This is a genomic window from Mesorhizobium sp. M7A.F.Ca.US.010.02.1.1, from assembly GCF_004023085.1.
Classification (GTDB): domain Bacteria; phylum Pseudomonadota; class Alphaproteobacteria; order Rhizobiales; family Rhizobiaceae; genus Mesorhizobium.
This window is the reverse complement of sequence record NZ_RZRV01000059.1, coordinates 18,277-27,375: the sequence shown is the minus strand read 5'-3', so window position 1 is coordinate 27,375 and position 9,099 is coordinate 18,277. Positions and strand designations below refer to the sequence as shown.

Here is a 9,099-nt window from a genome sequence, read left to right as displayed (position 1 = left end):
CCGCTCGCGGTCATCGGCTGGTGCACCGGCAATGAGTGCGCCTGCCTCGCAGGCGAAACGGATCAGCGCGCCGGTCTTCATCGCCTGCAGCCGGATGATGCCGGCCTCGTCCGGCGGCGTCTGTTCGGCCTCGAGGTCGAGCTTCTGGCCGCCGACCATGCCGCCTGCCCCGGCGGCGCGGGCCAGCGCCAATACCAGGGCCGCCCGCCGCTCCGCCGGCAGGGCGGTCGCCTCGCCAGCAATGATGTCGAAGGCCAGCGTCAGCAAGGCGTCGCCGGCCAGGATAGCGGTCGCCTCGTCGAAGGCTCTGTGCACGGTCGGCTGGCCACGGCGCAGATCGTCGTCGTCCATGGCGGGCAGATCGTCGTGTATCAGCGAATAGCAATGCACGCATTCAAGGGCTGCGGCGACGCGCAATGCCGCCTCGCCATCGGCGGAAAAAAGGGCGGCACTTTCCATGACCAGGAAAGGGCGCAGGCGCTTGCCGCCGTTCAGCACGCCGTGCCGCATCGCCGCCATCAAACGCTCAGGCCGCGCGATCTCGCCCGAAAGCGCACGGTCGTCGAGCAGCCGCCGCAGCAGCACCTCGACGGCGGCTGCCCGTCTGATCAGCGCCATTTCGAACGCCATTTGGTCGTCATTCGTCATGGCCCGGACCGGTAGCCGACACTCAGACGTTGCGCAAGAAGCCAAGCGCCATTATGCCGGGGCAGGGAGAAGCACGGGTTGGGCGGCTTGGCGGAACCGATCGTCGATCATGAAACCGAAAGACTGGACATGGCGACGAGATCGCGGGGCGTAAACCGCCGTGGTCTCAAGCGCTGGGTCCGGCGCGGCATCGTCGTGGCCGCGGTGCTGGCTTTGATTCCGGTCGTGCTGACGTTTCTGTATCTGCCATTCTTCGTGCATCCTGTCTCGACGCTGATGCTGAAGGACCTGGCGACGTTCTCCGGTTACGATCGCCGCTGGGTGTCGATCGACGACGTGTCGCCGGTGCTGGCCAATTCCGTCATCATGTCGGAGGACGGGCAGTTCTGCTTTCATCGTGGCGTCGATCTCGGCGAGCTGAGGGGCGTCGTCGACGACGCGCTGGCCGGCGAAGCGACGCGCGGCGCCTCGACCATCACCATGCAGACGGTCAAGAACCTGTTTCTCTGGTCGCGGCCGCTGGGCTCGGTGCGCAAGGTGGTCGAATTGCCGCTGGCCGTCTATTTCGATGCGGTGATGTCGAAACGGCGCATTATGGAAATCTACCTCAACATCGCCGAGTGGGGGCCGGGCATCTACGGCATCGAGGCTGCGGCACAGCACCATTTCGGCGTTTCGGCAAAACAGCTGTCGCGACGGCAGGCCGCCTTGCTTGCGGTCTCCTTGCCAAATCCGATTGCCCGCAATCCGGCCAAACCCGGGCCTGGCTTGAGGCGGCTCGCCAATCTGATCGAGCGGCGCGCCGGCCGCTCCGGCGCCTATGTCGGTTGTCTCCGCTAGCCGATCCAAAAAAATTCGCGCCAGTGCTGGCCAAAACGGCACAGGGCGTGTATAGGCACCCGACTTTCTCAGATTTAGGCCCCGACATGGCCCTTTCACGAGGGCGGGCGGGGCTTTTGACCATGTAGTGGAGCATATCCATGGCCGTTCCGAAACGAAAAACCTCTCCGTCCAAGCGCGGCATGCGCCGCTCGGCCGACGCCCTCAAGGCCCCGACCTATGTCGAGGACAAGAATTCCGGCGAAATGCGCCGTCCGCACCATATCGACCTGAAGACCGGCATGTATCGCGGTCGCCAGGTGTTGACCCCCAAGGAAAGCTGAGACCAGCTTTTTCAAAGGTTTGAATTTCCAAAAGGACCGGCCGGTGGCTGGTCCTTTTGCGTTTGGGCGGGCCGGCAGCGCAGGCGTGCACCGCCGGCGTTGCAAATCCTTCGGCCGGCAACCGGCTGACATGGTTGTTGCGTGCGGTCTTCGACCGTGTTCAGCGCCGATGGCGAAACATCTTGACGACGTGGCTATGGCGCATTCTACAAAGGATCGCCCCCACATGGAGACGCCAGATGTTCGGTGCCATTCCGCTGCTGATCGTGCCTTTCGTGCTCTACAACCTCGGACTGCTGGGAATTTTCGGTAGCGGTGACGATCCGTGGGCGAGCGAGGTCTTCTCCTTCAGCATGATGTCGGGCGGCGTGTTCTCGATGACGCTGGGCGACCTGATGATACTGATCGGGCTGATCTTCCTGTTCCTCGAAATGGCGAAGTCGGTGCGCACGACCAACGCCTCGATCATGGACCATCTTCTGTCGACGCTGGTGTTCGTGGCCTTCCTGGTCGAGTTCCTGTTGGTGAAGGGCGCGGCCCATTCCGTCTTCTTCACGCTGATGGTCATCGCGCTGTTCGATGTGCTGGCCGGATTCGCGGTGTCGATGCGATCGGCCAGCCGAGACATCAATCTGAATTAGTTCCTCAGCGAAGCGATTGGCAGGAAACGCGCATCGCTTCGTCATCCCAGGGCCTCCGCGACGGAGCTTCGCTCCTGCTTCGCCCAGCGATGACCAAAGTGGAGAGGATTCAGCCCGGATCGGCGGTGAAGCCGGCGGCCTCGATGCCGGCGATGGCCGCGGCTTCGTCATTGTCCGACGTGTCGCCTGAGATGCCGACGGCGCCGATGATGGCTCCGGCCTTGTCGCGGATCAGCACGCCGCCGACCACCGGCAGCACGCGTCCGCCCGAGACGTCCGAGATGCCGGCCACCAGGTGCGGGCGCTCCTTGGCGAAGGCCTCGACTATGCGTGAGCCCATGCCGATGGCGAGCGCACCGTAGGCCTTGCCGGCCGACATTTGCGGGCGCAGGAACGAGGCGCCGTCCTGGCGCTGGAAGGCGACCAGATGCCCGCCGGCATCAAGCACCGAAACGCCGAGCGGCTTGAGCTTGAGATCGGCGCCCTTGGCAAAGGCGGCATCGATGATTTGCCTGGCTTTTTCGAGCGGCAGTGCGGTCATGGCAGTCTCCTGTTTGAAAACGCGTCGATCATCGACCGTCGACGGGCGAGATAACATCCCCGTTTCGGTTGAAATTGCTTCGCGTGAAGGGGCGGGATGGAAGCAGCTTTCACCGATACCATCAGGACAGGCATTAGCGTTTATGGCTCAAGGGGTGGCTGCTATTTTTTCTTGGCGCGGGTCGGCTTCTTGGCGGGTGCCGCCGGCGCATTGGCTAGGTCTTCGGCTTCCTTGGCGAGACGCAGCGCCCGCAGCTTGTTGGTCTTGGCCTGGCGGGCGTCGCTCTCGGCGACGTATTCGGCCATCGCCTTCTGGCGGACGGTTGCCGCCTCTTCCTGCTTCTTGAAACGCAGGTCGGCGCGCGCGCGGGCAGCATCCCGAGAGTTTTCAACCAAGACCTTATCCAATCCCGTAAATTGTGATTTTCCGCCTCTTCTAGCAGAGTCGGCCCCAAAACGGGAAAATAAGTTAATTACGCGGCTGTGCTGGCGGCGGGGGCCTTGCTGGCAACCACGGCCTCATAGGCGGCCTGCAAGGTCGCGCGGACAGAAGGACCCGCTGCAGTATCGAGCGGCATGCCGAGATGTTCATGGCGCAACTCGTCCATGAATTTGTCCCACATCGGCTGTCCGCCCTTTTCCAGAAGTTCGGCGCGGATCGACAGTTCTTCGCTGACCGGCAGCCAGATGCGGCCCCAGGCGCCGAGATGGGCCAGGATCGGCACCAGCGTGATCGCCATTTCGGTCAGGCTGTAGATCGCCTTCTGCTTGTGCGAGGGGTCGTCGGCTTTGGTCAGCATGCCCAGCTCCATCAGCCGCTTCAGCCGGTCGGCGAGGATGTTGGAGGCGATGCCTTCCATCGATCCGTTGAGCAGCTCGCGAAAATGACGCCTGCCGCCGAAGATCATGTCGCGAAGGATGATCAAGCTCCAGCGATCGCCGAAGACTTCCAGCGACAGGTTGATCGGACACCCGGACCGGCGATCCATGCTCATGAGATTTTTCTCCAAAACCGGTTGCATTATCGTATCGGTTTTATTATCGTGCAACCGATTGCAAAATGCAATCGGTATTGCAGGAGAGGAGGTCGCACCGTGACGACGACCGAACGCCCCGAAATCATATCCGAAACCTTTGGCGATCCGGCGAACCCGCCGCTGTTGCTGATCATGGGAGCGATGGCCTCGATGCTGTGGTGGCCGGAGGCGTTCTGCCGGAAACTGGCCGGTGCCGACCTGTTCGTGATCCGCTATGACAATCGCGACACCGGCCGTTCGACCAAATACAAGTCGGGAGAGCCGCCCTACACGTTCGATGAGATGGCCGACGATGCAATGCGCGTTCTCGATGACCACGGCATCGGCAAGGCGAATGTCGTCGGCATGTCGATGGGCGGCATGATCGCGCAGCTTGTGGCGTTGAAACACCCGTCTCGTGTCGCATCGCTGACCGTCATCAGCAGCTCGCCCGTGGGAACCGACATTTCGCACCTTCCGCAGACGAGCGATGCCTATATCGAGCATTCGGCCGAGGGCGCCAAAGTCGATTGGTCGGACCGTGGCCAGGTGATCGATTTCATCGTCAGGGATGCGCGGGCGATCGCCAGCATCGCACATCCATTCGACGAGGCCCGGATGCGTGCCTTTGTCGAGCAGGATCACGACCGCTCCGGCGGCTTCCTGAGTGCGACCAACCATTTCATGCTCAAGGGCGGCGACGCCTGGAAGGGCCGCCTGCATGAAATGACGGCGCCGCTGCTGGTCATCCACGGCACGGCCGATCCGATCTTTCCAGTCGAACATGGCGAGGCGCTGGCCGAGGCGGTCACCGGCGCGAAAATCATCGGGATCGAAGGTGGTGGCCACGAGCTGCACCCGGACGACTGGGATATGATTGTTGCGGGCATCGTTGCCCACGCCGCCTGAAGCGGCAAAAGCAGGTCTTGAAGGGCAATGCTTGCCGCAGTGTTTAACCCATGACGAGCGCGCCCGGCGCCGGCGATCGATAAACCACGAAACAGGCGAGCAAAAAATGTCCCTGACGCTTCATTTCCATCCGCTGGCCTCCTTCTGCTGGAAGCCGTTGATCGCGCTGTATGAGAACGCCACGCCGTTTACCCCTGATATCGTCGATCTCGGCAATGCGGAATCGCGCGAGGCCTTCCTGAAGATTTCGCCGGCCGGCAAGATGCCGGCGCTGCGCGACGATGCGCGCGACCGCACGGTGCTGGAATCGACCATCGTTGTCGAATATCTGGCCGCGCATTATCCGGGGCCGGTCGACCTCGTTCCCGCCGACATCGACCTGGCGCTGGCCGTCCGCCAGGCCGATCGCTTCTATGATTTTTATGTGCAGGAGCCGATGCAGAAGATCGTCGGCGACCGGTTGCGGCCACAGGACAAGACCGACCCGTTCGGCGTCGAGCAGGCCCGCGACCAGTTGCGCAATTCCTACGCCATCATCGAACAAGACATGCAGTCGAAGATCTGGGCGATGGGCGACACCTTCACCATGGCCGATTGCGCGGCGTCCCCGGCGCTGTTCTATGCCAACAAGGTCGAGCCGTTCGGCGACAAATACCCGGCCGTGAAGCGCTATCACGACCGGCTGGTGCACCGGCCGGCTTTCGCCCGGGTGATCGAGGAGGCGCAGCCCTACTTCAAGTTCTTCCCCTACAATAATGGCTGATCGGGATGCTGCACGATCTCGCCCCAGACGCTCGCCGATACGGTCGGTCAACTGACCGAGCCGCTGGCAATGACACTGAGAAGCTCAGGCTTCCCAGAACTGATCGAGCCAGATGTTGAGTTTGAGGAAGCCGGTGCCGCTCACCGTATAGACGCGCCTTGTTCCTTCCGGCTTGGCGTGGACCAGGCCGGCATCGAGCAGCACTTTCAGATGCTGCGAAACGGCTGGGCGCGACACCGGCAAGCCGGCGGCCAGTTCGGTGACGGTTTTCGGGCCGCGGCGAAGTTCTTCCAGAAGATGGCGCCGGTTGGGATCGGCAATCGCCATGAAGGCGTCGGAAAACATCATGCCTGTATTAGTGCGGCAAAGCCTTTCGAATCTCAACCGTCTGCTTCTGCTTTTCTTCTGGGATCAAGCCGCAATGCTTCCGGCGTCACCGAACGGTCGGCCGGCTGCGTCTTGAAGGCGTCACGATCCCCGATCGGCACCGGCGCGCGGCGGCTGATGCGCAGCAGCGTGTAGCCCGCCAGGCAAAGATGCGCGAAGGCGGTCGCCAGGAACAGGCCTTCCGGGCGCATCCAGCCCATCAGGGCGGCGGCGAGCAAGGGTCCAATCATCGTGCCGAAGCCGTAGAGCAGCAGCAGTCCGCCCGACACCTTGACGAAATCCTCCGAGCGCGCGTGGTCGTTGGCATGCGCCACGGCGATCGAATAGAGCGTGTAGGCGAAGGCGCCATAGGCTGCGGTGAAGACGATGACGAAGACGCCGGAGCGTGGCTCGAACAGGAAGATCAGGAGCGCGAACAAGGCCGCGCCGAAAGCAGCGCCCGCCAGCACGAAACGCCGGTCGGTCTTGTCGGACATGCGCCCGGCGGGAAGCTGCATGGCGGCACCGGCAACGACCACAAGGCTCATCATCAGGGCGATCTCGGCCGTGGAGATGCCGATACGGGCGCCGTAGACCGCGCCAAGCGTGCCCCAGGCCCCGTTGGCGATGCCGATCAACACGCAGGCGACCGCCGAAACCGGCGAATTGGCATAAAGGCCTTTGACGTCGAGCGAGACATCCTGCAGCGGCTTGGGGTGGGAGGCGCTCGAGACCGCGGTCGGAATGAGCGACAGGCAAAACAGGATGCCGGTGATCATGAACAGCGACGCCGATTTCACGTCGCCGCCGGCGACGATCATCTGCCCGCCCATGATCGAGGCATAAGTGACCATCATGTAGAGGCCGAAGACGGTCCCGCGGTTCTCGTTGGTGGCCTTCTCGTTCAGCCAGCTTTCGATGACCATGAAGGCACCGGCCATGGTGAAGCCTGTGAAGGCGCGCAGCAGGATCCAGACATATTCGTCGATGATCAACCCGGTGAGCAGCGCCACGATGGCGCCGGATGCGGCAAAGGCGCCAAATGCGCGCACGTGGCCTGCGCGGCGCACGATGCGCGGTGCGAAGAAGCAGCCAGTGACGAAGCCGCCGGCCCACGCCGTGCCCATCAGGCCGAGCGATGCGGTCGAGAAACCTTCCAGTTGACCGCGCAGGGGCAAGAGCAGCCCATGCAATCCAGATGCCGCCAGCAGGAAAGCGGTGCCGCGAAGCAGCGAGAGGATCGGTCTGTAGGTTGCGAACATTGTTTGATCCGGCTCAGGTTTGGCGGGGACGCTGGGTCTGAAGACAGTCGCATTCGGGCTTTTCGGCGGCGGGCTTTGCGCCCGCGCGGCTATCCGCGGCGGAACAGTGCTTCGGCCGCGGATTTGGTGGTGTCCTTGGCCTTGAGTTCGGCTTCCAGGCGGGCGATTTCGTCGCGCAGGATGCCGATCCGCTCGGTCAAGTCGCTGACGGAAAGCAGTGACAGGTCCTGCCCGATCTCGTGCGGGCGCGCCTTCTTCTTGGGTTCGTCGTCGAAGATCGCCATCGTCGCTCCTCCTCCGCCAAGACCAGATTGGCCATTTGCCTGATTTGGCAATCAGCATACATAGGGCAGGGGCGTCGATGCAAACAGCCGATCGGATAACGGCGAGGAAAGACGGGAAATCTCATGGCGAGCGGACAGAAAATTCCGGCAAGGATGACGGCCATCGCGATCTCGGAGCCGGGTGGCCCTCGGGTGCTGAAGCCGGAAACACGCGACGTGCCGCAGCCCGGGCCCGGCGAGATCCTGATCAAGGTGCATGCCGCCGGCGTCAACCGGCCCGACGTCCAGCAGCGCAAAGGCGCCTATCCGCCACCACCCGGCGCATCCGACCTGCCGGGCCTCGAGGCGTCGGGTGAAGTGGCGGCCCTTGGCGACGACATATCACGCTGGCGCATTGGCGACCGCGTCTGTGCACTGACGCCCGGCGGCGGCTATGCCGAATATGTCAAGGTCCATGCCGGCAGCGTGCTGCCGTTGCCCGCCGGCTTCACCCATACCGAAGCCGCGGCAGTGCCGGAGAATTACTTCACCGTCTGGCACAATGTGTTCGAGCGTGGCGCCCTCAAGAAAGGCGAGACGCTGCTCGTCCATGGCGGCTCGTCCGGCATCGGCACGACAGCAATCCAGCTTGCCTCGGCCTTTGGCGCCTATGTCATCACCACCGCGGGCAGCAAGGAGAAATGCGACGCCTGCCTGAAGCTCGGCGCAGACCGGGCGATCAACTATCGCGAGGAGGATTTCGTCGCCGCAGTCAAGGAGGCGACGGGGGGCAAGGGCGCCAATGTCATCCTCGACATGGTCGGCGGCGACTATGTGGGGCGCAACTACGAGGCTGCTGCGGTTGAGGGCCGGATCGTCCAGATCGCCGTGCAGGCCGGTGCTGTCGCAAGCGCGGATTTTTCGAAGATCATGGTCAAGCGGCTTACCCACACCGGGTCGACGCTGAGGCCACGCACCGTCGAGTTCAAGGCGGCGATCGCGGCGGCGCTGGAAGCGCAGGTGTGGCCGTTGCTCGGCACGCGCAAGGTTGCTCCTGTCATGGACATGATCTTCCCGCTCAGCGAAGCATGGCGGGCGCATGAGCGGATGGAAGACGGCGAACATATCGGCAAGATCGTGCTCGACGTCGGCTAGGCCGTATCGATACTCGGCCGGCCTGCAGGCCGGCCGAGCGAGGTCCGCGCCCGTGGCTGCCTACAAGATGAACAGAAGCTTAATGCTGCAATGCAGCATTTGCATCATTGCTATGCAAAATCAGCCATTCAAGTCCTCATCGATGACGCCTATTTGAGCACCATCGAAACGAACATCATTTTGGAGGACTACCATGAACCCGATCCGCGCTTTCCGTAACTGGCGTATGTACACCGAGACCGTCCGCGAACTGAACCGTCTCAACGCACGTCAACTCAGCGATCTCGGCATCAACCGCGCCGACATCGAAAAGATCGCCCGCAGGGCCATCTGAATTCGAGCATGGTTCGCTGTAGGGTGGCTCACCGTTTCA

Annotated in this window: 14 protein-coding genes; 7 read left to right on the top strand and 7 right to left on the bottom strand. The window is 62.8% G+C overall.

Annotated features, from left to right (window positions below; translation table 11 throughout):
• Positions 1-648: polyprenyl synthetase family protein (locus EOA19_RS32375; RefSeq protein ID WP_164893098.1), on the bottom strand; the 648-nt coding region annotated here is incomplete at its 3' end.
• A 78-nt stretch (positions 649-726) separates the two neighbouring features.
• Here EOA19_RS32375 and EOA19_RS32370 point away from each other — a divergent pair.
• The 3 genes from EOA19_RS32370 (at position 727) to EOA19_RS32360 (ending at position 2,452) form a co-directional block, all read left to right on the top strand.
• On the top strand, positions 727-1,488 hold the full coding sequence (locus EOA19_RS32370; RefSeq protein ID WP_031213164.1) for a transglycosylase domain-containing protein: 762 nt from the start codon (positions 727-729) through the stop codon (positions 1,486-1,488).
• A 140-nt stretch (positions 1,489-1,628) separates the two neighbouring features.
• Positions 1,629-1,811: a 50S ribosomal protein L32 gene (gene rpmF, locus EOA19_RS32365; protein WP_008834724.1), complete on the top strand. Its 183-nt coding sequence runs from the start codon at positions 1,629-1,631 to the stop codon at positions 1,809-1,811.
• Positions 1,812-2,050: 239 nt separating this feature from the next.
• Positions 2,051-2,452 (top strand): hypothetical protein, encoded by a 402-nt coding sequence (locus EOA19_RS32360; protein WP_127296853.1) that lies wholly within the window; start codon positions 2,051-2,053, stop codon positions 2,450-2,452.
• Positions 2,453-2,561: 109 nt separating this feature from the next.
• Here EOA19_RS32360 and EOA19_RS32355 read toward each other — a convergent pair whose 3' ends face one another.
• From EOA19_RS32355 to EOA19_RS32345, 3 genes are all read right to left on the bottom strand, one after another.
• Positions 2,562-2,993 (bottom strand): heme-binding protein, encoded by a 432-nt coding sequence (locus tag EOA19_RS32355; protein WP_128305886.1) that lies wholly within the window; start codon positions 2,991-2,993, stop codon positions 2,562-2,564.
• Between the two features lie 161 nt (positions 2,994-3,154).
• Positions 3,155-3,388, bottom strand: coding sequence for a hypothetical protein (locus EOA19_RS32350; protein WP_127296851.1), 234 nt, complete (start codon positions 3,386-3,388; stop codon positions 3,155-3,157).
• 77 nt (positions 3,389-3,465) lie between these two features.
• Complete coding sequence (locus tag EOA19_RS32345; protein WP_128305885.1) at positions 3,466-3,987, bottom strand: helix-turn-helix domain-containing protein; 522 nt, start codon at positions 3,985-3,987, stop codon at positions 3,466-3,468.
• 99 nt (positions 3,988-4,086) lie between these two features.
• Between EOA19_RS32345 and EOA19_RS32340 the strand changes: the two genes are divergently transcribed.
• Positions 4,087-4,917 carry an alpha/beta hydrolase gene (locus EOA19_RS32340; protein ID WP_128305884.1) on the top strand — a complete coding sequence of 277 codons (831 nt, stop codon included), beginning with the start codon at positions 4,087-4,089 and terminating at the stop codon, positions 4,915-4,917.
• Positions 4,918-5,023: 106 nt separating this feature from the next.
• Entirely contained in the window at positions 5,024-5,680 is a 657-nt protein-coding gene (locus tag EOA19_RS32335; RefSeq protein ID WP_128305883.1) for a glutathione S-transferase family protein, read from the top strand.
• A gap of 84 nt (positions 5,681-5,764) precedes the next feature.
• On the opposite strand, the gene EOA19_RS32330 is transcribed toward EOA19_RS32335, so the two are convergent.
• Genes EOA19_RS32330 through EOA19_RS32320 form a run of 3 tightly spaced genes read right to left on the bottom strand, consistent with a single transcriptional unit; the run spans position 5,765 to position 7,592 of the window.
• The gene (locus tag EOA19_RS32330) at positions 5,765-6,028 is read right to left on the bottom strand and encodes a metalloregulator ArsR/SmtB family transcription factor (RefSeq protein ID WP_013529232.1); all 264 of its coding nucleotides are present in this window, start codon (positions 6,026-6,028) and stop codon (positions 5,765-5,767) included.
• Positions 6,029-6,060: 32 nt separating this feature from the next.
• The gene (locus tag EOA19_RS32325; RefSeq protein ID WP_348629860.1) at positions 6,061-7,401 is read right to left on the bottom strand and encodes an MFS transporter; all 1,341 of its coding nucleotides are present in this window, start codon (positions 7,399-7,401) and stop codon (positions 6,061-6,063) included.
• The gene (locus EOA19_RS32320) at positions 7,398-7,592 is read right to left on the bottom strand and encodes a DUF1192 domain-containing protein (protein WP_023810953.1); all 195 of its coding nucleotides are present in this window, start codon (positions 7,590-7,592) and stop codon (positions 7,398-7,400) included. The genes EOA19_RS32325 and EOA19_RS32320 overlap by 4 nt, the downstream gene beginning before the upstream one ends.
• 123 nt (positions 7,593-7,715) lie before the next feature.
• Between EOA19_RS32320 and EOA19_RS32315 the strand changes: the two genes are divergently transcribed.
• Together EOA19_RS32315 and EOA19_RS32310 are read left to right on the top strand one after the other, a co-directional pair.
• The gene (locus EOA19_RS32315) at positions 7,716-8,726 is read left to right on the top strand and encodes an NAD(P)H-quinone oxidoreductase (RefSeq protein WP_032909131.1); all 1,011 of its coding nucleotides are present in this window, start codon (positions 7,716-7,718) and stop codon (positions 8,724-8,726) included.
• Between the two features lie 193 nt (positions 8,727-8,919).
• The gene (locus EOA19_RS32310; RefSeq protein WP_013529236.1) at positions 8,920-9,060 is read left to right on the top strand and encodes a DUF1127 domain-containing protein; all 141 of its coding nucleotides are present in this window, start codon (positions 8,920-8,922) and stop codon (positions 9,058-9,060) included.
• Positions 9,061-9,099: the final 39 nt, after the last annotated feature.

Bases quoted from the DNA above. Each gene is read 5' to 3' on its own strand.
- rpmF (WP_008834724.1), top strand. From the start codon at position 1,629: ATGGCCGTTCCGAAACGAAAAACCTCTCCGTCCAAGCGCGGCATGCGC.
- EOA19_RS32360 (WP_127296853.1), top strand. From the start codon at position 2,051: ATGTTCGGTGCCATTCCGCTGCTGATCGTGCCTTTCGTGCTCTACAAC.
- EOA19_RS32355 (WP_128305886.1), bottom strand. From the start codon at position 2,993: ATGACCGCACTGCCGCTCGAAAAAGCCAGGCAAATCATCGATGCCGCC.
- EOA19_RS32345 (WP_128305885.1), bottom strand. From the start codon at position 3,987: ATGAGCATGGATCGCCGGTCCGGGTGTCCGATCAACCTGTCGCTGGAA.
- EOA19_RS32335 (WP_128305883.1), top strand. From the start codon at position 5,024: ATGTCCCTGACGCTTCATTTCCATCCGCTGGCCTCCTTCTGCTGGAAG.
- EOA19_RS32330 (WP_013529232.1), bottom strand. From the start codon at position 6,028: ATGATGTTTTCCGACGCCTTCATGGCGATTGCCGATCCCAACCGGCGC.
- EOA19_RS32320 (WP_023810953.1), bottom strand. From the start codon at position 7,592: ATGGCGATCTTCGACGACGAACCCAAGAAGAAGGCGCGCCCGCACGAG.
- EOA19_RS32315 (WP_032909131.1), top strand. From the start codon at position 7,716: ATGGCGAGCGGACAGAAAATTCCGGCAAGGATGACGGCCATCGCGATC.
- EOA19_RS32310 (WP_013529236.1), top strand. From the start codon at position 8,920: ATGAACCCGATCCGCGCTTTCCGTAACTGGCGTATGTACACCGAGACC.